This is a genomic window from Streptomyces yokosukanensis, assembly GCF_001514035.1.
Lineage (GTDB): Bacteria > Actinomycetota > Actinomycetes > Streptomycetales > Streptomycetaceae > Streptomyces > Streptomyces yokosukanensis.
On sequence record NZ_KQ948236.1, the window covers coordinates 1 to 22,577 of the forward strand.

A 22,577-nucleotide genomic window follows, 5' to 3' on the forward strand; every position below is an offset into this window, starting at 1 on the left:
ACGTGCTGAGCCAGCAGGTAGCCGGACAGGCCCGCGCCGAAGGTACCGGTGCCCTCCACACCGGCCCGGCGCACCGTCCCCAGCTTGCGGGCCTAGGTCAGCAGCCGACGGTAGCGGCCGCTGTGGCCGGAAAAGACTCGGTGCTCAAGATCTGGCCCAGTGGGCGCACTGCTGCGGCGACATGGACCTCGCCGTTCGTGTCCACGCCCAGGACGACTCGCCCGGAACAGGAGGATCCGTGCTGGTGGAGTGTCGGCGACGGCACTGCGCAACCGTCCCATCGAACCCGGCACAACGGCCCGACTCGATCACTGCCGGATGGCTTCGTCCGAACCGGTACTCAACCTGGCCCGGACGGGCCGACAATGAGTCGACTCTTCGTCAACTCATGACCGGCATCGACGAACAGCCCTGTGGCCCGCCGTACCGGCTGTCCTTCGTCGACCGCCGCTGGAACGGCCCGACGAACGCTCGACAGGGCTGACCCCGCAAAGCGCGGCGAAGGACGCCTCGCTGCCCAGGTGTTCCGGGTTGTCCCCCGCCGTGTTGATGGGCCTCAGGCTGCGATCGTGGGCGGACGAGCGGCGGCTCGATCCTGCGGTTGCGTCCGTACGTCGTCGACCGCGGCGGTCTCGTACGGGCGAGCCGCGTCCAGCAGGGCGTTCAAGCCGAGAGGCCAGGAGGGTGGAGTCCACGCGGGGCCACGCCCGATAGCACGGGCCAGAGGCGGGCTTGCCATGATGTCTTACATGCCTTCTCTGGTCACCCCCGTCATGCCGCCCGGCGTCCTTAGCATGTCTGCCCAGCCGACACTGCGGATCGACGGTAATCTAGTGCTGCGGCCCTGGTTGCTTTCCGATGCAGCCGCTGTCACGCGAGTGTTTCAGGATCCGAGCATTCAGCACTGGCATCTACGCAGAGCGGACTCGGAAGACGAAGCCCGAGAGTGGATTAAGCAGTGGCGCGGCAGCTGGGAGGACGAGACCGCCTGCCACTGGGCCGTGGTCGATGCCAGCAACAACAAGGTCCTTGGCCGGGTCTCTCTCCAGTCGATCGTCACAGTGGGTGGCCAAGCAGCAATCTCCTATTGGACCGCCCCGGAGACCCGCGGCAAGGGCGTCTGTTCCCGGGCCGTAGCTCGAGTGTCGAGATGGGCATTGGAAGAGGTCGGATTCAATCGACTAGAACTCGGCCACTCCACGGAAAACGTGGCATCCTGCCGCATCGCTGAGAAGACTGGCTTCGCCCTGGAAGGCGTACGGCGTCGGGCACTGCTCCACGCCGATGGCTGGCACGACATGCATCTGCATGCCCGTGTCCACGAAAGCTGACGAAGTGACTGCAGAGCGAGGCTCGGCCGAGTGGCAACATGAGTTCATCGAGCTGCCGAACACGGACGGCCTGCACTTCCTACTGGCCGTTCTCTACTCATTCGCTGGGATGGGCGGTGGCGAGTTCGTCGGGCATGTGCGCGGCGTGCTGGGGCTGGAGGAGGACGTACAGCGCGGCAGGACTCTGACCGCACACTGCGGCATCACCGCACGGTCATCCGCGGACGGCTCGGCGTGGAGTACGACAAGGAGAAGGCCCGGCAGATCGCCTCGGCGGCGATCTACGAGGCGGTGCAGACCAAGGACAATCCGGCGGACCTGATCAACATGGCAGCAACCAGCTGATGTTCGCCTCCGGCCTGCTCGCCGACAACGACCCGGAGGACCGAGCTGCTGGCGAACTGCCTCATCCTTCATACCGCGGTGGACAACACGACGGTGGTCAACGACCTCATCGAGGAGGACTGGGAGGACGACGCGGTCGGCCTGGCCACCATCACCCCGTACATGCCCAGCAAGCTCCGGCGCTTCGGCACGTGACACCGGGACATGGAGCCCCCTGACGGGCAGGCGGTCGGGCATCTGCGGCTCGCGTCACCGTCCCGCGCACTGGGGTGCGCAGGGCCCATGGATCAGTGGGTTTGTTCCGCAGGTATCGCGGTGTGTTGTGTCCCGGTCATCGCGTTGTTCTTGTGGCCCTTCCCCGGGAGCAGGAGCAGGAGGCAGCCGAGCAGCGACGCAGCGGCGAAGGTGAAGCACCCCCACAGGCTGTACGGGCCGGTCCAGAAGGTGCCGGGGGCGATGCTCTGGATGCCGGTCACAGCCGCGACCCCGATGGCTCCGCCTGCCTGTTGGCAGGTGACCAGGAACCCTGACGCAGTGCCCTGGTCATCGAGGGACGCAGCCGCGCTCGCGAGCATGACCGCTGCCGGGTAGGCGACGGCGATGCCCGTGCCGACCAGGAGGGCCGCGGGCAGCAGGTGTGTGGCGTAACTGCCGTGCTCCACGGTGGTGTACAGCAGCTGCCCGGCGGTGATGACAGCGAGTCCGACGAGCAGCAGCCGGGACGCGGGCCTGCGGTTGGCCATGCGGGCGGCCGGTGTGGACAGAAGGCCCACGGCGAGTCCTTGCGGCAGGAAGGCCAGTCCGGCTGTCAGCGCCGAGTACCCCTGGTGTTCCTGCAGTTTGGTTGCCACGAGGAACAGGGCGCCTGTGATCGCCGCGAAGGCACCGGCGAGTGCGAGACAGGCTGCTGCCATGCGGCGGTTGGTGATGAGAGAGAGGGGCAGCAGCGGCACTGGGGCCTTGGCCTGGACGATGAGGAACGTGATGACTCCCCCCGTGCCCACGGCTGCGCTCAGCGCGACCTCGGCAAGGGAGCCGGTGCCGACGCGCCCCACGGCGTATACAACAGCGATAAGCCCACCGGTGATCAGAAGGGCAGGCAGCCAAGGCATCCGGCTTTGCGGTGTCCTCGTGTCGGTCTCGCGTTTGAGTACGCGTACGCTGGTGGCCAGGACCGCCAGGCCCAAGGGGACGTAGAGGAGGAAGGCCCCGCGCCAGCCGACTCCTTGGGTCAGGAGGCCGCCGATGACGACACCGAGCGAGAAGCCCGCCGCTCCCATGGCGCTGAAGACTCCAAGTGCTCGGTTGCGCGCGGCTCCTTCCGGGAATCCCCGGACGATCAGGGCAACAGCCGCGGGCGCGGTGATCGCGGCGCCGACTCCCTGAACGGCCCGGGCCGTGATGAGCAGGACTGCCTCTTGGGACAGCGCCGCGCCGAGCGATCCCATACCGAAGATTCCCACGCCGGTCAGGAACATCCGGCGGTGCCCCCACTGGTCCGCGCATTTGCCGCCGGCCAGGAGCAGCGCCGCGTACATGGTGAGGAACGAACTCGCGACCAACTGGAGCTGGTCGGGCCGCAGGTCGAGTGAGCGCTGGATACCGGCCAGCTGCACATTGATGCTCGACAGGCTCATCCCCTCGAAGAGGACGGCAGTGCACAGCACCAGTAGCTTGGTCCATGCGCGCCCGTCGAACCGGAAACCGTCCGTGGCTGACCGGGAACTGGGGGTCACTGATGCTCCTTGGAGTCGGGAGAGAGCAGTTTGCCGCGGGCGGGTGGCTGAGTCCGGGCGATCCGGTAGGCCACCCGCAAGTCGTCACCGTCGTACTGGTAGCGGGCGAGACCACGCAGGGCGTCATCGGCGTTCACGGCCATGGTGTGGCTCAGCTCTCGGAACAAGGGGATGTCCGAAGCGGAGTCTCCGTAAGCAATGCAGGAGTCCCGGCCGAGCCCCAGGGCCCTACAGACCCGGTCCACGGCCGTGACCTTATCCGCAGGCGAAAGGATCTTCCTGGGATCGGGCGCGGTGCAAAACGGCAGAGAGGGAAAGCCGGAGGCCACCACCTCGTCGACCCCATAAGCCCTCAGCCGGTCCGCGAAGAAGTCCGGCGACATCGTCACCACGATCGACCGCTCACCGCGGTGGCGGATGTCCGCAAGCACTTCCGCTATCCCGCCGATCCAAGGCGCCCGTGTGAAGATGTCTGCCACCAGCTCGGGGGTCAGGTCCTGCCACAATCGGCAGACCTCCGCCGCAAAACCACGGGTGTCGACCGCGCCGCGTGTGAACTCCGCCTCCAGCCGGATCAGGTCGGGCAGACACCCCAGGCGACGCGCGATTTCCAGGCTGGCGGTGGTCCCACGCAGCAAGGTGCCGTCCATGTCGAAGACATGGAGGCGGCTCACTGTCCTTCCTCCGCAGACGCGACCGTGGCGGCGGCCGGATATACCGTCCATCCCTCGGGCACGGGCTTTTCCTGCCAGACCGCGAGCAGTGCGGCGCTCGCGGGGAACAGCGGAACGGGGAGCTCCTCGGGGCTGGCCCAAACCCAGCGGTCGAAGACCTCGGGCTCCAAAGTGGCCGCCACGGCAACCTTGTCCGTCGGCCGCACCACCACGCCAGCGGTCACCTGGGTTCGGTCCGCCTCGGTGTGGAGTACGACGGCGAACACCCGTGCCCCGGTGACCTCCCTGATGCCACTCTCCTCGGCGATCTCCCGCACGGCGGCGGTCTCGAAGTCCTCACCCGCCTCGACGTGTCCGCCGGGCAGGCACCAGGACGCTGTCTCACCGGGTTTGATCCGGTGCCCGATCAGCACAGCACCGTCGGGCCGCATCACGATGGCCCCGACGCCGACGACCGGTTCACGGCGTTTCACGGACGCTGTCATCGCAGCACTTCCAGTTCCAGCAGTGCGGACTCGGCCGCATAATGGCCGCTGATCATGGCCGCGACTATGCCGCGGAACAGTCCGCATGCGTCGCCGGCCACCCAGGCGGGGGTGTCCAGGAGCCTGAGGTCACCGTCCACTTTCGGATACCAGCCGACGCCTTCCAGGGTGGGGCCGATCAGCTGTGTACCGTTGTCCCGAATGACGGGATATGCAGCCGCCAGTCGGGACAGACCCCGCACCATGATCTCACGCAGCTCAGGCCCGTAGACCCCTTCGAAAGCGGCAACCGTCTCCCGCTCGCTGTCCATGAGCGCGTCCAGGGACAGCGTGAAGTAGGACTCCTCCTTCGCCATCGCGGCGAGCGCGGGTGCCATGGCCCGTGTCGCCACTGCCTCGTCCAGGATGCGGGTGTTGAAGCCCACGTTGGACCGGCCAGTCGGCGGGCAGTCTGAGCGGCCGGACACCGTCCACAGCCCCTGCGTCTCGGTCAGCGCCGCCTCGCCGTCCCGGCAGGCGCAGAACGTACGCCATTCCACGCTGTCGTCCTCCTCGCGGAAGCGGAGCTTCGGATCGAGCTGCTTCATGTCCTTGAAGAACGCCTGGTCGGCCGGCTGCTCGATACGGAACCCGACCTCCAGACGGCGGAACGACCGCTCGTCCGTGAGGGCTCGCAGGCCGAGGGGGCCGAACCGGCCGCTGGCCAGGACCAAGCGACGAGCCAGCACCTGCGACTCCTGCCCCTTGGAGTCACTGAGCGTTAGCCGGAACACGTCGGTGGCAGGCTCGTACTCGGCCTTCACCACCTCGGTCTCGGTAAGGACAGTGGCGTCCGTGGCGGCGACCATGTCGGCGGTGAGCCGCAGGCGCGCCTCCAACGAGAGGTAGTCCGAGGGGTATTCCTTGAGAACCCATTCACCACTGCCCACCGTGAAGGCCGAGGGATCAGAGGGGAACGGAGGAGTGTCGAGCCCATAGGAGCCGAGCAGTTCGCAGGTCCAGTCGTACGCGGCCCGCAGATCGGCGGATCGAGGCAGCGCCCACAACTCGCTGGCCGAGGGGAAGAACGAGAACTTTCCGTCCGAGAACAGACCGGCCCCGCCGTGTCCGCGCGTCATATCGGCCGCGGCATGCCGGTCTCGCTCGCCGACCGGCTTTCCGCCGTCGACGAGCGCAACACGGTAGGACGATCCGGCAAGTCGCTGCGCGGCAGCGAGTCCGGCGGGACCGGCACCGATGATGACAAGATCGAAGGTTTCCACGATTCTCCAAGCAGGCATGACTGGTCACTGCTCCGCCAGTTGGGCGTCGGGCAGCGTCTTTGATGTGGAGGTTCTTCAGGCAGATGCCGTCAGCGCGGCTGAAGGAAGGCGTACCTCGTGGATGTCGCTGAGGTTGCGGTGCCGCTCGGCGTAGTCGATGCCGTAGCCGGCGACCCAGTGTTCGGTGATGTCGAATCCGACATACCGGGGCTCCATCGGCTTCGCGACGGTGTGAGGCTTGCGCAGCAGCACGCAACAATTCACCGAGGCGGGAGCCTGCTTCCGCAACCGTGCCATGAGCCATGACAGCGTGGCGCCGGAATCCAGGATGTCCTCGACGACCAGGACGTCACGTCCGGCCAGTTCTTCACCGATGTCCTTGAGCAGCGTGGGCGTTCCCGCTGTGCTGCCCCGTCCGTAAGTGGATACTGCGGTCCAGTCCATGACGACGGGCAGATCAATGGCCCGAGCCAGGTCGACCGTGAAAGCGGCCGCCCCCTTGAGCACGCCGATGATCACTAGATCCCGACCTCGGTAGTCCCGGGTGATCTCGGTGCCGAGCTGGCGGACCCGATCCGCTATCTGCTGGCTCGTTAACATCACACGAGCGAGTTCCTCGTGAGCAGTCACGCCTCATCCCCCTGGTGGCCGGTCGAAGGCATCCCCCTGTTGGCCGGCATCAGATTGCCGGCCGGAAGAAGTAGGTCCGTCGGCTGACGATCCTGCCGTCACGGACGTTGTACGTGTCCGCGAACTGCTCGTCGAGGTGCTCGCCGGTGCGGCTGGTACCGGTGAACCGGCCCCAGCAGGCGGCAACCGCCAGGTCACTCACGACGTGCCGAACGTCATGACGGCCGACAGCGACGATGCGCTCGACGCGGTAGAACTGCTCGATCTGTGCCAAGCCGCGCAGCGACTCGTAGCCGGGACGGTCGTAGACACAATCCTCGGCGAAGACACGGCCGAGGTCGTCCCAGCGTGCCGCATCGATGATGGAGAAGAGCTCCGTCACCAGTTTCTCGGCGGACCGGATGCCCGCCGTCTGTGAAATCACATCGTCCCTTTCTGCACGCGGTTCCGTGCACCCCAGGTCAGGCGAGTGACGCGGGGGGCACGCATCATCCCTTCCGCATACTTGAACTCGTAGGAAGAAGAACCGTCGGGCTCATCAAGATCGCGGCGGTGGTGTCTTACCGTCACAGGCGCCGAGATAACATGCCCATCTCATGAACCATCCCCCTGTCCGGGACGGCGAGCCGACAGCTCCACGGGGACAGCGTCCAGCCCTCGGTGGAGATACACCTTAGGTAGTCGGGCCGTGCGACTCAGGCAGCCGGAAACTTATATCAGCTGAAAACTCCCTCACGTCCATCTGCGCCTTCTGGAGGTTGCCCGAGTAATCCCAGTTCATAGACTGCCACCTCGTGAACTGATCGAGAACCCACATACCGGATTGCCTGCTGCCGTTCCCCGATTTTCCGTTCCCGCCGAAGGGCAGATGTGCCTCGGCGCCGGACGTGGAGTTGTTGACACTCACCATGCCGGCTGACACCGCGGCTCGGAATGAGAACGCTGCCTTCGCGTCGCTTGTGTAGATCGAGGCCGACAGTCCGTATCCTGGCGCGTTGGCGAGGTCAATCGCCTCCGAGAGTGTGTCGAAGGATGTCACACAGATCAGAGGACCGAACGTCTCCTCACGGAACAAGCGGTCTTCGGCACGGACGCCGTCAACTATGACGGGATGGTAATAGAGCCCTTCTTCCGGGGACCCCAGGAAGCCTGGCCGGGCATTGTCGGCTGAGATACGACCGATCCGTTCGGTCACCACCGTATGGTGTGGCTCGATCCAGCCGCAGTACTCTTCAAAACGCTCAGCGAACCGCACGCTCAACAGCGGACCGTAGAGGACGTCAGCCATCGGATCGCCGAGCGGTGCCTGGGCGACGGCCTTCTTCAGGCGGGCGATGAACTCCTCGTGCACCGACTCGTGCACGATCGCGGTGCCCAGCGACGTGCATCGCTGTCCTGCCGTTCCGAAGCCGGAGAAGACGGCACCCTCCACCGCGAGGTCCAGATCGGCATCAGGCATGACCACCATGGGATTCTTGCCGCCAAGTTCGAGGCAGGGCGTCTGCAGGTACCTGCCGCAGAGCTCGCCGATCCTGGCTCCGACCGCGGAGGAACCTGTGAAGCCGACCTTGTCGACCAACCCCTTGGCCAGGCCCTCTTCCAGGCCGGCGTATGTCTCCTCGCCGTCGCAGAAGACGATGTTGAGTACACCGTCGGGGAGTCCGGAGGCCACACAGAGACGGTGGAGCGCCTGTGCACTCGCTGCGGCATACTCGGCAGGTTTCCACACCACGCTGTTGCCGCACAGCAGGGCCGGAATGATGTACCAGGCGGGCACGGCCACAGGGAAGTTCCCAGCAGTGATCACTGCCACTGTTCCGACAGGGTTACGGAAGGTGAACAGGCTTTTCTGCGGCATCTCGGAGGGGACCGTCTGCCCGTAGAGGCGTCTGCCTTCTCCCAGAAAGAAATCACAGGTGTCCACGATCTCGCGAACTTCGCCGAGTGCCTCTTTGAAGGGCTTGCCGATCTCAGCGGCGACCAGAGCGGCCAATGTCTCCATGTTCGCCTCGACCAGGCGGCCGATGGAGGCGATCACCCTGCCTCGGACAGGTGCCGGTACTGCACCCCATTCCCGCTTCATGTCCGACGCGGCCGCGCAGGCTTGTGTGAAGACACTGGCATCCGCCATCCGCACCTCTGCCACCGTCTGGCCGAGTGCAGAGGGATTCTTCGAGCGGTAGACGCTTCCAGTGGTTCCGGAGATCTCACGTCCGGCTACGACAGACACTACATCGATCATCAGCTTTCTCCGTTATCAGCTAGAAGATGGCCTGACGCGGCATCAGTAGACAGGCCGTTCCTTCGCCCCGTCTTCCAGGGCCGCCCGCCAGGACGCGACGGGTGGCGGCGACACCAGGTGTTCGGGGATACGTACGTGGATCACTCGGGGTCCCGCGGCGTGGAGTGATTCCTTGGCCAGCTTGCGCAGCTGCGCAAGGTCAGCCGCCCGCACACCGTCCAGTCCCATGCCGCGCGCGAGAAGGACCGGCTCGACAGGTCCGGGCTCCACGCCGAAGTAACGTTTCTCCATATACAAGTGCTGGAGCATTTTGATCCATGCCATGGAAGTGTTGTCGAGCACCACATAGGTGATGGGGAGGGCCAGCCGCTGCGCTGTCTCCCAGTCGGCGACTCCCATCGCCAGGCTGCTCTCCGTTGTCACGCACAGGACGCGCTCCCCAGGATGGGCCACGGACACGCCGATGGCTGCGGGGATAGCGAAACCCATGGGCCCGATTCCCCGGGGGATCATCACCCGCCAGGCGCAGCCGGTGGATTCCCAGTAGGCCGCCAGGTTGGGCGTGGGGGTGCCGGGATCCGCCACCACCCAAGCGTCACCGCCGAAGACGTCGTGGAGACACTGCACCACCTCGCGGGGGTCCAGCACCCCCTCCTCCAGGCTCGCCCTCTTCTGGGCAGCTTCCTGTGCCCGCCACTCCTCCCGACGCCTGCCGATCCACCGCTTCCGCTCGGCAGCGACCGTGGGGGACGCGGCCGGCAGAACCTCTCGCAGGGCGCGCAGCGTGCCGGCAGCGTCGCCCACGAGGGCGAGGCCACGGGGGAAGTTCCTTCCCGCCCTCGATGGGTCGATGTCGATATGGACCACCTGGCAGGAGCCGTCGCGAGGTGGAGCGGTGAAGCCGTTCGTGTCCGTGGCGTTGGCCCTGCTGCCCACGATCAGCGTCACGTCGCAGTCGGCCAGGTAATCGTTGGCATAGCCACGACATCCGTTCCCGCCGGCTACGCCCAGCGACAAAGCATGAGCCTCAGGGAGTGCTCCCTTGCCATGGATGGAGGTGGCAACGGGAATGGCCGCGTGCTCCGTCAGGGCGAGCAATTCAGGCCAGGCGCCGCTCATGTGGACTCCGCCCCCCGCGAGGATCGCCGGCTGTGACGCCGACGCCAGGATTCGGCCGGCTGCCCCAACGGCCTCATCCGGAGCCTGCAGCCGGACGGTCGCCGCACGCGGCGGGAGCGGAGCCGAAGAGGTCTTCGCGCTCAGCACGTTCTCCGGGAAGACCAGGGCGACCGGGCCGGGTCGCCCTGACGTAGCCCTGATCGCGGCCTCGGCCACGGAATCAGCTATCTCGTCGGCGTCCTCCACCGTCTTCGACCACTTCGTCACCCCGGAGAAGAGCGCAGTCTGGTCGATCTCGGTTACGGCGCCCGACCTTCGGCTGCGCTTGTGGATGTCCGTGGTGATCACCAGGACCGGAACGCTGGAGGCGTAGGCCTCCGCAAGGCCGCTGGCCAGGTAGACAGCCCCCGCCCCGCTCGAGGCCTCGCACGCCGCGAGCCTGCCGGTACTACGGGCGTATCCGTCCGCCATGTACGCGGCATGACGCTCGTCGCGTGCCAGCACATGACGGATGACGTCGGTAGCAGCGGCTAATTCGTCGTAAAGGGCGATTCCCGTGTCCCCGGGAACACCAAAGACAACCCCGATTTCCATCTCGGCGAGTGCAGCAACAAGCCTGCGGGCACCGGAGACCTGGTCCGGCATATTCACGATATGTGTCATCTTCCTCAGGTGTTCAAGTCAGCAAGAGGTCGGAGCGCTGGGGTGGGGCGGTGTCTCAGCCGCCGGCCGATCGTTCAGAGCCGGTGGTTGGCGGTCAGGTCATCGACCAGGGAACGCAGTCTGTCCAGCCCGAGATCGATCTGCTCCGGCACTACCGAACTCACGCTCAGTCTCAACTGCCGTTCTCCGCCCTCACCCTGATAGAAGTGGCTCATGGGCGTCCACAGCAAGCGGTGCTTACCGGCCGAGTACTCGAGCGTCGCGTTGTCGGCTTGGAAGGGTACGGTGACCACGACGAAGAAACCTCCGATCGGCCGACTCCAGGAAATCCCGGGTTGGTGGCCGAAGCGGTCCTGAAGTCCGGTCAGCAGTCGTTCAAGGTTGCGGCTGTATCCGGCAATGGTGTCGGCGTTGGCCTTCACCAGGCTGCAGTCGCTCTCCAGCAGCTTGCCGCCGACGAGCGCCTGGGCCATGGGTGACGTGTTGACCGTCAACATGCTCTTGATCTTGGCCATCTCGTCGGCCAACAGTGAGCGGTCGGTACCGGGCGAGCGGACGGTCTGGTCTGCCACCGCGTAGCCGACTCGCGCACCGGGGAATGCCGTCTTCGCCAGCGACCCCAAATACACCACTTGACTGGTCGTGTCCAAGGATTTGAGCGTGGGCAGTCGCTCACCACCGTCGGCCCGGAAGAGACCGTATGGGTTGTCCTCCAGGAGGAGCAGCCCCAGTTCACGAGCCGCTGCCAACAGGCTGTGCCGAGCGTTCAAAGGCATGGTCAGGCCCGACGGGTTCGCGAAGTCCGGGATCAGGTACAGCGCTCGTGGGCGCAGACCCGCAGCACGGGCCGCCCGTACCTGTGCCGCGAGATCATCGAGGAGTACGCCATCCGCGCCCTCGCGTACGGGCAGCAGCTTCATGTCGACCAGTCGGGCAGCGCCCGCGATCCCCACGTAGCTGGGCGACACCGCCAACAGAACGTCCCGTTCGTCCCGGCGCAGGGCCCTGAGTGCGAGGAACATCGCCTCCTGGCATCCTACGGTGACGACAACGGCTTCCGGGTCGACATCGATCCCTTCGTCCACGCGGAGGTTGGCCGCGATCAGTTCATGGATGATTCCCTTGGTCCTCCCGTACTGGAATACGGTCCTTCGGACATCGCTCTCCGTGGCGTTCTTCTCCTCCCGCAGGTAACGACAGAAGGTCTCCAGGTGACGCGGAAGGTCGGCCAGGTCGAAGACAGCCTCGGTGGGACGGCCGGCAGCCAGCGACAGGGCGGTGGGGTACTGTTCGGCGATCTGGTTCAGGAAGTTCATCGACTCCATCGCCGGGTCGGCGAGGGACCCATGCAGTTCTGCCCGGTCAAACGAGTATGGATGATGGGTCATTCGTGCCTCTCCAGCCGCCGCGGCAGTTCGCCCATGAGTCCCAGTCCGGCGGCTGCTTTGAGATCGGCGCAGCCCGACAGGGCCAAGGCATCCTCCAGTTCGTCCCGCAGAAGGTCGAGGACCTTGCCGACGCCGTCCTCTCCGCCGAGAGCGAGTCCCCACAGCACCGGACGCCCGATCAAGGCGGCGGTCGCACCGCTCGCGAGTGCTTTGAGCACGTCTACGCCCGACCGGAAGCCTCCGTCGACCCACACTTCGCATGCCTCGCTCACGGCCTCCCGGACTGCGGGAAGCACGGAGAACCCCGGCACGGCTCCGTCCAACTGGCGTCCGCCGTGATTGGAGACGACGACTGCATGCGCTCCGAGGGACTCGGCGAGTACCGCGTCGCGGGGATCGAGGACTCCTTTGACCACGATGGGCAGGTCCGTGTGGCTGCGGAGCCACTCCAGGCAGGACCAGTCGAAGGCGGGGTCGAAGGACTGGCGCGTATGGGAAGCCACCGCCGACCGACCCGGCACCTGGTGCTGAGCCGCGAGCATGTCAGCGTCGGTGAGATGGACGGCGCCGACGTCCTCGGGTAGTGCGAAGGCGTTGCGGACGTCACGCAGGCGTCTGCCCATACGCGGGACGTCGACCGTCACCATCAGCGCGGCGCAGCCAGCGGCCTTGGCGCGGTCCACCAGCTCTGTGAGGAGCCCCCGGTCGCGCAGCCAGTACAGCTGGAGCCACAGCGTGCCGGCGCCCTCGGCGATTCGCTCGACAGGGACGCTGCTCAGCATGGGCACGACGAAGGGGACTCCCGCCGCCCTCGCCGCCCGGCCGACGGCGACTTCCCCCCCGGGGTGGACAAGCCGCTGATACGCCATGGGCGCGACTACGAGAGGAAGCGCGACTGGCGCGCCCAGAAGCCGGGTGCCCGTGTTCGGTTGGGCCGATGCTTGAAGGACCCTTGGCACCAGGAAGACGGAGTCCAGGACGGTGCGGTTGGCCCGCAGCGATCCTTCCTGACCACTGCCACCCTCGATGAAGTCCCAGACGGGCCGTGGAACGCGCTGCTCGGCGGTCCTCGCCACATCGTGGAGGTCGTACAGCGCTTCGAGATCAGTGCTCACGGCCGGTGCCTCCGCCACCGGACGCAGGAGCCGTCATGTCCTGCTCGACCGCCTCGTAGAGCGCCTTGATGTTGCCGCTGCCGAACGTCTCGGCGCCAAGCCGCTCGATGAGTTCCAGGAAGAAGGTGCCACGCGGGTGTGTGGACCGCGTGAATATCTGGAACAACTGTCCGGCGTGGTCACTGTCGGCGAGCAGCCCCAGATCCCGCAGTTCAGCGACGTCGTACTTGCGGAGACTCAACCGCTTGGGGAGGTTTTCGTAATAAGTGTCCGGACTGCTGAGGAAGACGACGCCCGCGGCCCGCAGCATCCGTACGGAGTCGACCACGTCACAGCAGGAGAACGCGATGTGCTGAACGCCTGCGCCACCGTGTTCACGGATGAACTTGTCGATCTGCCCGGGCTCCCGGGTGGTGTCGGGCTCAATGATGGTGAGCGTGACATCGCCCGCGGCGTTCTGCACCACCTGCGAGAGCATCGACTGACGCCCGACGATAATTTGCTCTTCGAAGATCTTCCGAAAACCCAAGGCCTGTTCGTAGTAGGCGATGGTGGCGTCCAGTTGCCCCGCCGGCACACACACAGCGAAGTGGTCCACCGCCAACAGGCCCACGCCTTCGTTCGGCCGGTCCTGAGCCGAGGCGATGATTCCCGGCGCGATGTGCTTAGTGTCCGCGCCGGGAAGCCACTGCAGGAAGGTGTGCCGGACGTTGCCGAAGGCCCGGATCGTTGCCGTGACGCACCGGGAGACGGAGTCCTCCACGGGCTCCTGCAACGCTATCGCACCCGCGGCCACGGCCTCCTGGAATGCGGCGCGGGCGTCGTCACATGCCAGCCAGATCACCGCCGGTGCATCACCGTGCGTGTCGGTATACGTATGAGCGGCATGTTCGGGAGTGAGGGCCTGCGTGTAGACGAAGGTTATGTCGCCCTGCCGTACGGCCACCGACCGGTGGTCGTCGGCGGTATTGCGACCGAACACCCGGAAGCCGTAGACCTCTACCATCTCCGCGGCGCGTGCTTCGGCGTCGGACACATAGAATTCCACATGGTGCAGCGTCGCACGATGCGCGTATTGCATGGATTGCCCACCTTCACATGGTCACAGTGGTCGGTTGTCGGAGCCGCCTCACCCTGTGGTCGCCGGTCCGGCCCACCTCTCGTCGGCTGACACAGCCTTGGAAATGCGCCTACAGACGTCGAGAACGCGTTCGACCCAGGCTCCGGGCCGGTCCTCCGAGTAGTCGCGCATGGTCTCGATAGCCCAGTACTCGTTGCTGCTAAGCAGCGTCGACTCCACTTCTTGGAATCGCCGTGCATGCCATTTCGGGTTGCGGGAATAGTCCCCTGCAGCGGTCAGAAGCGCGTCAACGACGTAGGTGAAGGCGATCCGGGCGGCCAGTACAGCGCTCCGGTGGTCCCCTGACCGCAGCATGCCCACGGCGTCCTCAATGGCTTCCCCGGCCAGCCTGGCAGCACGTCCCACCATGATCGCCTGGAACGCCGACTGCTCCACCCGCTCCCGGTGCTCTTGCCACCAGTCGGCACCGTGCAGCGGCACCGCGTACAAGAGCCTTTCGAGGAAGTCGCGTTCAGGAACGGTCACCGGACCGGCGGACGCTCCGTGCCTCCGGTATTCATCCCAGCCAACTCGGGCGAGCAGCGCTTCGACCTGCTCCGACAGCCAATATTCGAGGTCCCAGGCCCGCTCCGCGACCTTGGTCGTCTCCAGCGCTATGGGGTGCCGGCCGTTCGTCCCCTTCACGAAGTCAGCGGTGTCGCTCACCCAGGGACGGTCGGAAATCACGTACAGGTCGTAGTCGCTACCGGCATTCCCCCAGCCCCGAATGATGGATCCCGTGACATAGACGCACTCGTACGTCTCGGGAAGCAGTCCGCGTTGCTTCAGGATGCCGATGTCCGGGAAGTACTCATCAGACGTCATGTTCCGCTGGTCCCTCCAAAGGCTCCGGCCGCGATGTGAGTTCGGCGATCCGGCTGTTCAAGTAGTCGGCGACAAGAATCCGGCCGTGCTGGCCAAATGCCGCGTACTTCGGCACGCGCAGTTCGGGTACCGCTGCGGGAATGGCCTCGATGTCGAGCACCGGCCCTACCGACCACAGCCGTTCCCCGGCGCGCGTCGCGGCCGTCAAGCGACACGCGTCCGTGTCCACGATCAGGAGCGCCCCGCTGCCGTCAGGCATGGGCATGGCAAATCGTGGATAGAGCAGTGGACGGTGGTCCCCCGTGCCGGTGAGAGCGGTGCGGGCGATCTGGTACCGCAGGTTTCCGTCAGGGTCGAACTCGACGACGCGGTCGTTCGCGGAGTCGGCGACGACGATTCCGCCGTCGGCCAGCAGACATGCCTGATGCGGGTCCGACAGCCGCTCCTCCCCAGCACCCCACTGGCGAAGCACCGTGTCGTCCTCGCCGACCAACAGGACCCGTTCGAGGTCGGAGTCGACGATCAGCAGAACACCGCCCGGAAGCAGTTCCGCGTAGTGCGGATCCATCAGACGGACAGGCAGTCCGTCGGACGACACCTTGTCGACCTCGCGTGTGACCTGGCCCAAGTCGTCGAGGACGAGGACTCGTCCGTTGAGGCCATCGGACAGAGCGATCCGGCCGTCCTCCCCCTGCCGGGCCGAACGGGGCAGGTTCAGCCCCATTCCTTCACCGAAGGCCCACCGCTCGGCACCCGAGGGATCGATGGACACTACTCTGTCGGCATAGGTGTCGCACACCAATAGGTCGTCCGATGCCCGCAGCGGCTCGACCGTGCGCGGGAAGGAAAGCGTGTGACGTGGAAGGGTCCTCGGCCCGTATTCCCAGCGCACCTCGCCCTCTATCGAGCGCACGACGAGTCGGCGGTGAACAGTCTCCGTGACCAGCAAGTCTCCGTCAGGCAGCTGGCGTACGTAGGACGGCCCCGCGGTCAAGCCGCGGCCGATTCCCGGCAGATCGCGCACCCAGCGACCGTCGGTATCGAACTCGGCGAGCCGACTGCCGCGCCAGTCCGCGACGATGGTCCGGCCGTCCCGGAGCCGGCAGGCGGAGTACGGTGCCCCGACCCGGCCGTGACGCAGCCCCGGACGCCGCCACTGACCGAAGATCCGAACGCGCCGCCCGTATTCGTCCAGCTCGATCGCGCAACAGGTGAGCGCGTCGGACATGAGGATGTTGCCCGACGGCAACAACTGCACGTCCGAGGGTTCGATGAAACTGTCTTCGCTCGGTTTCAGATGACGCAGCAGCGTCCCGTCGAGCGTGAGCAGGAGTATCCCGTCGTCCCCGGCGAGGAGCAGCCGGTCGTCCAGCACCGAGCCGCAGTTGAATGCCCGGGTGACCGGAAGCGGCCGGTGCAGGGTCCGGCGGCCGGAGCGGTCGGCCCAGTACAGATCTGTCCCTTGACAGAAGAGGACACTCTCGGTGCCAATCCGGTGGGCGAAGTTCATCCGCGGCGGAGCGCTCAGGCTCCAAACCGTCTCCCCTTCGGCAGACACTTCGATCAGCCGGTTCTCGGGGAGCCTGCGGTCTACGATCAGATACGTCCCGTCCGCCGTGCGCTGGCCGAGGAATGGGAAAGCGAGGGGTGACGCGTCGCTGTCCGCGGGATGCTCGATACCCCATTGCCGGACCAGCCGGAATTGGTCGAGAGTCTCCCGTTTCACGATGCCTCTCGCAGCAGGGCCACGGCCGACTCGACGTCGTCAACGAGACTGATCCGTCCGCCGAGACGCCGCCCCTCTCCGAGCGCGCTGAGCAACGCCCAGGCCGGCAGCTTCGTCGTCCAGTGCTCCTTGCCGACCAGGATGATCGGCCTGATCGGGCCGTCGGTGTAATAGCTCGGCATCGCGGCCTCGAAGATCTCCTGGACAGTGCCTGCAGCACCGGGCAGGAAGACCAGGCCGGCGTTGGCCAGCCCCAGCACGCCGAAGTCTTCCAGGGTACGGGTGAGGAACTTGGCCATGACGGTGGTGAACGCGTTGGCGGGGTCCTCGCCGTAGACGTTGGTCCAGGGCGCCACGCCCAGGGAGGCGGTGCTGCGCGCGCCGGCCGGGTGCAGGTCCCGCACCTCGAAGGCGGACCGCGCCCAATCAGTGACCGAGGGCTCCACGTCAGGGATGGCGGCCAGGCGGCCGAGTGCGCTGTCCAGCACGTGGTCGTCTGCGTCGGCGAGGTAGGCACCGAGGTTGGCGGCCTCCATAGCGCCGGGGCCGCCTTCCGTCCCGACAACGAAGCCGTGCCTGGCCAGCGTACGGCCAAGACGCGCCGCCACGGCGAACCCATCGGTGCCGCGCTTGAGCGAGTGTCCGCCCATGATGCCCACGATCCGCTTACCCGCCGCGTACCTGTGCAGGGCGGCCGTCATCGCGCTGTCGTGCAGACCCTTGAGGATGCCGTCGTGGACACCCACTGTGTCCGCGACCTTGTGCGCCCACTCCCGAACACGCGCGTCCGGGGTCTGCTCGTAGGGCATCCCTTCGATGCCCTGCAGGAGTTCGGCCGAGGTGTAGAGGTCGAGCCGGTACGGATTGAAAGGCAGCTCGGGCGCGGAGGACAACACCAGAGCGCCTGCCTTGTGCAACTCGTTCTCGGCTTGCGAATCCATCGGGCACCCGAGGAAGGCAGTCCGATGGTGCGGCCGCCCGGCAAGCTGCAGGAGAACCTCCGTACGCCCGGTCAGATCCACTTCGTGGACGCGTGCTTCGTCCTCTCTGTCCGACGCGGCCCAATGGTCGAATGCGTCGAGGGACGTGATGGTGGGCATACCGAAGACTCCTCACTTCAAAGGGCGTGAAGACGCGCGCGACGTCGGGTCGACACGCCGCGGGTAACCGGTCTGTGGAGCGGGAGAAGACCGCGTTGCTATGCGAGGCCGCTCAGGAAGCGTCGAACAGAGCGCTCACGGACTCACCGTTGTGGATACGGCGCATGGCCTCGGCGAGGGCAGGGGCGACGGACAGGACCCGCAGCTTGCCGGTGACCTGTTCCGCCGGGATGGGAACCGTGTTGGTGCAGACGATTTCCAGTACGTCTTCCTGCTCCGACAGCCGCTTCAGGGCACCGGCCGCGAAGAGACCATGGGTGCAAGCGACCCGGATGGACCGCGGGCCCAGTTCCCGCAGCTTTCCGAGGAGTTCCAGCACTGTGCTGCCCTTGGCGATCTCATCGTCCAGGACGATGACGTCCTGGCCGGCGATGTCACCGATCACATGGCTGATGCTGACCCGGTCGTCGGGGAAGCGCTGCTTGGCGCCGGCGGCCACCTTGGCTCCCAGCAATCGCGCGAAGGCGGCCGCTTCCTTGGCATTGCCCAGGTCCGGGGAGACCACTGTGGTCCTCGACAGGTCGTACTGCCGGAAGTGCGACGCCAGTTCCCGCAGAGCGTGCAGATGGTCAACCGGCACCGAGAAAAATCCGTGTACCTGGGGCGAGTGCAGGGTCATCGCGAGGACCCGGTTGGCACCCGCCGAAGTCAGCAGATCGGCAACGAGACGGCCACCGATAGAGATACGCGGAGCATCCTTCTTGTCAGAACGGGCATAGGCATAGTGAGGCATGACGACAGTGATCCGGCCAGCGGACGCACCCCGAGCCGCGTCGCACATGAGGAGGAGTTCGAAGAGGTGCTCCTGCACCGGCGCGACGAGCGGCTGGATCAGGAAGACGTCCCGCTCTCGGCAGTTGGCCTGTAGCTGTACCTCAAGGCAGTCGTTGGCGAAGCGACTTACCGAGACCGGGCTCTGAGTGACTTCGAGGTGAGCACATACCTCTGCCGTGAGCTCGGGGTGGGCACTCCCACCGAATACAACGATGTCCTTCACCAACGGCTCCCTGAGAAGATCACTTGGGTCAGATCATGCTGACACAAAGACGATCATCTGGCCACGCTCCGCTGCCTCTTGACCATCCGTTTGTTCACGGACGTCAACTGGCCTGTGCTGCACGGCGCTTGAGCACATGCCCGGTGACCTGGTCTTTTCTGCGCAAGCAGCGCCAGGCCGATTCATGGTCGACGCAAGCTACTGTGGCCATGCTCACGCGTCAACCACTCGACGGTTCGTCCGAGGCGCCGGAGTCGCGTCCGTTCAGCTGGGTATCCCGCCTCCTGTCCTGACTTCATCAGGATTTTCGCGGGAAGATCGGGGCCTTGTGCTCAGTACCCGGGCCGGTCGCCCGTCGCGCGGTACGGAAGGCGGTTGGCGCAACTGAGCGTGCCGATCATTCCCGCCGAAATCCTCCCCGGCAGCGACGCCAAGGTGATGGCACGCACGTCCGAGGTGTGAGGAGAGCACTCCACCAAGTGCGTCGACGTACTCATGCCCGCTCGCATGAGCGGAACGCTTGCGCCTGCCCCCCCGGCTGACTGAGAATGTGGGTTCGAGTCCGAGTCGGAGTACTTGAGGACGCGTTCCGGCCCGATGTGCCATCGGATCATTGGCGTGTGCCTGCAAAAGACCCAGGAAGCACATGGTCTCCGCGCCTGGTCGGCCATCGGGATGTCCTTACTGCCGCCCTCCGCGGACTCCACAGGTGCAGGCCCCACAGCAAGCTCGCGCGGACCGCCGCACCGGCCCGAACGGCGCATAGCCGCGGGGCGTTCGGCCGCCGTCACCGCTGCGCTGGCGTATGCCCTCGGACTCGGCCCACATCGCCTAGAAAGAGATCCACAGGTGTCCCAAGACAGCTTGCCCGATGTCTCCGTCACCCGGTCCGGGGGACCGTCCGGCGGCCTTCCCGTGCTGATCGTGGTGTTCGACAAGGGAGCCGCCACAGCGGCGGACCTGTCGGTCGGCCTCGGCGATGTCGCACACCTGGTGTTCGCGGTGCCACGGTCGGACTTCACTGAAGCCGTGCTACCCACGCTCGGCGAGCTGGGGCTCGTAGTGGAGCTGTCGGAGGACGAGGAATGCGACGCCGAGGCGTTGAGGGCACTCTCGCCGTCCGGGATAGTGACGTTCTCCGAGTCCCGGCTGCGGCTCACCGCAGCGATCGCCCAGCGGCTGGGGCTACCCTTCCATTCACCGTCGACCGCGCTCGCACTGACGGACAAACACAGACAGCGTTCCGTACTGAACGCCGCGGGCGTGAGCCCGGTACGCACCGCTCTCGTGCGCGAACCACGGGACTGGGAGGACGCATGGGCCACCGTGGGGCTTCCGGCCGTGGTCAAACCGGTGCACGGGGAGGGCAGCCGAAACACCTTCTTCGTGCGTTCCACCGACGACGCCGTTCGCATCCAGGACGAGATGACGGTTGCCGGGGAGCTGGTCGCTCCGCTCGTGGTCGAGGAGTTCCTGCGTGGACGGCCATCGTCACCCTACGGCGACTATGTGTCCGTGGAAAGTGTGTCGGCTCCCAACGGGGTGACGCACATCGCCGTGACCGGGAAGTTCCCCCTGGAGCACCCCTTTCGCGAGCGCGGCCAGTTCTGGCCCTCCGCGCTCACACCGGAGGAGGAGACCACAGTCCGTCAACTGACCGACAAGGCGCTGACGGCACTGGGGATCGAGCGGGGTATTACCCACACCGAAATCAAGCTCACGCCCGACGGGCCTCGTGTCATCGAGGTGAACGGCCGACTCGGTGGCAACATCCAGGATCTTTCGGTGCGTGCGGGCGCGGGGAATCCGGTGAGGGCCGGCGGGCTGCTGGCACTCAACGCGCCGACCGGCCTGACGACGGCCCAACCGGACCGGGTTTGCTTCCAGTACATCTATCTCGCACCGGCCGTGCCCTGCCGGATGACGGCTGCCCGGGGCCTCGCCGAGGTACGGAGGGTGCCCGGAGTGGTCCGCTACCTCGCACATGTGCGACCGGGGGACGTCTTGCCCGGCGGCATCGGTACCCAGCGCGTGGCGGATCTCCGGGGCGAAGCGCCGGACCACAAGGCGATGTTCGAGGTACTCGACACGGCGCTCGGCTTGCTGGAGTACGACTTCCAGCAACAGGACGGATCGACCTTCACTCTGCGCCGGTCGCTGCCGGGCTCAGGGGCGTGAGACGACCAGACCCTGCCGATCGAACCGAAAAGTCCGTACCTGCGGCATACAGATGAGGGCGAGACAGGGCAGCCCCAGCACGGCGGCGGCCAGGCCCAGGGTGGCCTCGGCACCGATCCAGGTAGAGAGCGGACCCCAGACGGCCATGCCGAAGGGCAGCGCGACCATGCTCAGCATGAGGTCGTAGGAGTTGACACGCCCCATTACCTCCATGGGGAACGATTGACTCACGACCGCGGTCCAGACCTCGTTGAGAACGGCCAGGCCGAGACTGCTGAGACCGCAGCACACAACGACCACGGCAAGAGGGAGCCCATGCCCCAGACTCAACAGGGGCAGGGCTCCGGGAAGTAGCGCCGCGTTGGCGACGACCAGCGGCCTCCGCGGTGCCCACGTCAGCGAGATGAGGCAGCCCACGACCGCGCCCACGCCGAGCCCGGCGGACATCATCCCCCATGCCTTCGCCCCACCGAACTCCGACCGGCTCAGCACCGGAGCGATGACGAGGAACGCGGAGAAACCCATGTTCCAGCAGGCGTGCGCGATGATGTTCATCAGGAACCAGCCGCGGCCACGCACCTCCGCCCAGCCGGCCCGCAAATCCGCAACGAAGTCCTGGCGTTGCCCAGGGACCACGTTGGTCGTGTAGAGGACGAGAAGGCTTGCGGCGAGCAGGAAACTGAGTCCGTCCACCAGGTAAGCAAGAGGGACCCCGACGTACGCGAGCAGCAGGCCGCCGACCGCCGGCCCCACGACGTCCGCGATGCTTCGGGTGAGGCTGTTCAGCGAACTCGCGGGCTGAATCTGGGACGCTGGAACACTTTCTCGGAGCATCGCCGTCAATGCCGGCCGGGAAAAGGCGAAACCAGCGCCGAGAACCGCCGCCGCCAGGACCAGGTGCCACATTCGGCAGTGACCGGTCCACAGGAGAAAGGCCACCAGCAGTTGGACGGCGGCGCCGAGAACGAACGTGGAAAGCGCGACCAGACGCCGGGGAAGACGGTCCGACCACACTCCCCCCACGAGCACTAGCACAAGCCGTACCAGGGCTCTCACCGCGAGAACCATACCCACCTGGCTCACTGACCCGCCGACTTCGAGGACAGCGAAGGGCACGGCGACGGAGGCCACGGCGTCGCCCGCACTGGACAGTGACTGAGCTGCCCAGAGCAGCCGGAAATCGCGCTGCCGTATAGCACCGGTGGCGCGCTTGAACCTGGACACGAGTGAATACCCCTCAATTCATGGCCTATGCCCGGCGCAAACCAAGCGACAAAGCACTCTGCTCGCATTTCACGCACGGAGGAGATTTCGGGCAAGCGACCTTCGCCGGAGATCGTCACGATCCGGGACTCCGGCAGCCGTCCTGTCGTGCACCGCTGCTCTCGACCGCCGGGAGACTCGTTGTCCGAGTCGGCATTTGCCCTTACAGTTCATACAGTCAACATGATCACACGCGAGCGCGGCAATCCAGGCGGCGGGCGGCGAACTTTTTACCACGGCAGACGCCGCGCCCACCTCAAGAGTCGAGACCGCGTTCGTCCAGAATCGCCTCCGGTGCGGCCGGGACTGCGCTACATG

General features: G+C 66.1%; 19 protein-coding genes. 2 read left to right on the top strand and 17 right to left on the bottom strand.

Translation table 11 applies throughout. The annotated features are described in order from the left end of the window. Positions 1-386: 386 nt before the first annotated feature. The gene (locus AQI95_RS49560) at positions 387-695 is read right to left on the bottom strand and encodes a transposase (protein ID WP_244189056.1); all 309 of its coding nucleotides are present in this window, start codon (positions 693-695) and stop codon (positions 387-389) included. Between the two features lie 54 nt (positions 696-749). On the opposite strand from AQI95_RS49560, the gene AQI95_RS45870 reads away from it, so the two are divergent. Beyond that, positions 750-1,331: a GNAT family N-acetyltransferase gene (locus AQI95_RS45870; protein WP_079071926.1), complete on the top strand. Its 582-nt coding sequence runs from the start codon at positions 750-752 to the stop codon at positions 1,329-1,331. Between the two features lie 632 nt (positions 1,332-1,963). On the opposite strand, the gene AQI95_RS41385 is transcribed toward AQI95_RS45870, so the two are convergent. The 15 genes from AQI95_RS41385 to AQI95_RS41455 form a co-directional block, all read right to left on the bottom strand. Next, complete coding sequence (locus tag AQI95_RS41385) at positions 1,964-3,412, bottom strand: MFS transporter (RefSeq protein ID WP_067136298.1); 1,449 nt, start codon at positions 3,410-3,412, stop codon at positions 1,964-1,966. Next, the gene (locus AQI95_RS41390) at positions 3,409-4,086 is read right to left on the bottom strand and encodes an HAD family hydrolase (RefSeq protein WP_067136300.1); all 678 of its coding nucleotides are present in this window, start codon (positions 4,084-4,086) and stop codon (positions 3,409-3,411) included. Before AQI95_RS41390 ends, AQI95_RS41385 begins: the two co-directional genes overlap by 4 nt. Then, positions 4,083-4,571, bottom strand: coding sequence for a nucleotide triphosphate diphosphatase NUDT15 (locus AQI95_RS41395; RefSeq protein WP_067136302.1), 489 nt, complete (start codon positions 4,569-4,571; stop codon positions 4,083-4,085). Before AQI95_RS41395 ends, AQI95_RS41390 begins: the two co-directional genes overlap by 4 nt. Further along, entirely contained in the window at positions 4,568-5,833 is a 1,266-nt protein-coding gene (locus AQI95_RS41400; protein WP_067136304.1) for an FAD-dependent oxidoreductase, read from the bottom strand. Before AQI95_RS41400 ends, AQI95_RS41395 begins: the two co-directional genes overlap by 4 nt. A gap of 75 nt (positions 5,834-5,908) precedes the next feature. Then, positions 5,909-6,463: a hypoxanthine phosphoribosyltransferase gene (gene hpt, locus AQI95_RS41405; protein ID WP_244189057.1), complete on the bottom strand. Its 555-nt coding sequence runs from the start codon at positions 6,461-6,463 to the stop codon at positions 5,909-5,911. Positions 6,464-6,512: 49 nt separating this feature from the next. Next, positions 6,513-6,887, bottom strand: coding sequence for a nuclear transport factor 2 family protein (locus tag AQI95_RS41410; RefSeq protein ID WP_208614395.1), 375 nt, complete (start codon positions 6,885-6,887; stop codon positions 6,513-6,515). Between the two features lie 249 nt (positions 6,888-7,136). Further along, entirely contained in the window at positions 7,137-8,705 is a 1,569-nt protein-coding gene (locus AQI95_RS41415; protein WP_067136306.1) for an aldehyde dehydrogenase family protein, read from the bottom strand. Between the two features lie 42 nt (positions 8,706-8,747). Further along, a complete protein-coding gene (locus AQI95_RS41420) occupies positions 8,748-10,469 on the bottom strand; it encodes a thiamine pyrophosphate-binding protein (RefSeq protein WP_067136308.1) in 1,722 nt (573 codons plus the stop codon). Between the two features lie 92 nt (positions 10,470-10,561). Next, positions 10,562-11,803, bottom strand: a complete 1,242-nt coding sequence (locus tag AQI95_RS41425; protein ID WP_244189058.1) for an aminotransferase-like domain-containing protein — start codon at positions 11,801-11,803, stop codon at positions 10,562-10,564. Between the two features lie 68 nt (positions 11,804-11,871). Further along, complete coding sequence (locus AQI95_RS41430; RefSeq protein ID WP_107121904.1) at positions 11,872-12,990, bottom strand: alpha-hydroxy acid oxidase; 1,119 nt, start codon at positions 12,988-12,990, stop codon at positions 11,872-11,874. Further along, positions 12,980-14,071, bottom strand: a complete 1,092-nt coding sequence (gene hppD, locus AQI95_RS41435; RefSeq protein ID WP_067136314.1) for a 4-hydroxyphenylpyruvate dioxygenase — start codon at positions 14,069-14,071, stop codon at positions 12,980-12,982. The genes AQI95_RS41430 and hppD overlap by 11 nt, the downstream gene beginning before the upstream one ends. Before the next feature lie 48 nt (positions 14,072-14,119). Continuing rightward, complete coding sequence (locus AQI95_RS41440; RefSeq protein ID WP_067136316.1) at positions 14,120-14,935, bottom strand: hypothetical protein; 816 nt, start codon at positions 14,933-14,935, stop codon at positions 14,120-14,122. Further along, entirely contained in the window at positions 14,925-16,661 is a 1,737-nt protein-coding gene (locus tag AQI95_RS41445; RefSeq protein ID WP_067136318.1) for an NHL repeat-containing protein, read from the bottom strand. Before AQI95_RS41445 ends, AQI95_RS41440 begins: the two co-directional genes overlap by 11 nt. Next, positions 16,658-17,602: an LOG family protein gene (locus tag AQI95_RS41450; RefSeq protein ID WP_159056691.1), complete on the bottom strand. Its 945-nt coding sequence runs from the start codon at positions 17,600-17,602 to the stop codon at positions 16,658-16,660. Before AQI95_RS41450 ends, AQI95_RS41445 begins: the two co-directional genes overlap by 4 nt. 271 nt (positions 17,603-17,873) lie before the next feature. Then, entirely contained in the window at positions 17,874-18,818 is a 945-nt protein-coding gene (locus AQI95_RS41455) for a ribose-phosphate diphosphokinase (protein ID WP_067136322.1), read from the bottom strand. 597 nt (positions 18,819-19,415) lie between these two features. On the opposite strand from AQI95_RS41455, the gene AQI95_RS41460 reads away from it, so the two are divergent. Further along, complete coding sequence (locus tag AQI95_RS41460) at positions 19,416-20,996, top strand: ATP-grasp domain-containing protein (RefSeq protein WP_079071918.1); 1,581 nt, start codon at positions 19,416-19,418, stop codon at positions 20,994-20,996. Here AQI95_RS41460 and AQI95_RS41465 read toward each other — a convergent pair. Next, positions 20,985-22,220 (bottom strand): MFS transporter, encoded by a 1,236-nt coding sequence (locus tag AQI95_RS41465; RefSeq protein ID WP_067136326.1) that lies wholly within the window; start codon positions 22,218-22,220, stop codon positions 20,985-20,987. The two genes, AQI95_RS41460 and AQI95_RS41465, sit on opposite strands and share 12 nt — an antisense overlap. Positions 22,221-22,577: the final 357 nt, after the last annotated feature.

Bases quoted from the DNA above. Each gene is read 5' to 3' on its own strand.
- AQI95_RS45870 (WP_079071926.1), top strand. From the start codon at position 750: ATGCCTTCTCTGGTCACCCCCGTCATGCCGCCCGGCGTCCTTAGCATG.
- AQI95_RS41440 (WP_067136316.1), bottom strand. From the start codon at position 14,935: ATGACGTCTGATGAGTACTTCCCGGACATCGGCATCCTGAAGCAACGC.
- AQI95_RS41415 (WP_067136306.1), bottom strand. From the start codon at position 8,705: ATGATCGATGTAGTGTCTGTCGTAGCCGGACGTGAGATCTCCGGAACC.
- AQI95_RS41450 (WP_159056691.1), bottom strand. From the start codon at position 17,602: ATGGATTCGCAAGCCGAGAACGAGTTGCACAAGGCAGGCGCTCTGGTG.
- AQI95_RS41460 (WP_079071918.1), top strand. From the start codon at position 19,416: ATGTGCCATCGGATCATTGGCGTGTGCCTGCAAAAGACCCAGGAAGCA.
- hppD (WP_067136314.1), bottom strand. From the start codon at position 14,071: ATGCAATACGCGCATCGTGCGACGCTGCACCATGTGGAATTCTATGTG.
- AQI95_RS41425 (WP_244189058.1), bottom strand. From the start codon at position 11,803: ATGAACTTCCTGAACCAGATCGCCGAACAGTACCCCACCGCCCTGTCG.
- AQI95_RS41420 (WP_067136308.1), bottom strand. From the start codon at position 10,469: ATGCCGGACCAGGTCTCCGGTGCCCGCAGGCTTGTTGCTGCACTCGCC.
- AQI95_RS41395 (WP_067136302.1), bottom strand. From the start codon at position 4,571: ATGACAGCGTCCGTGAAACGCCGTGAACCGGTCGTCGGCGTCGGGGCC.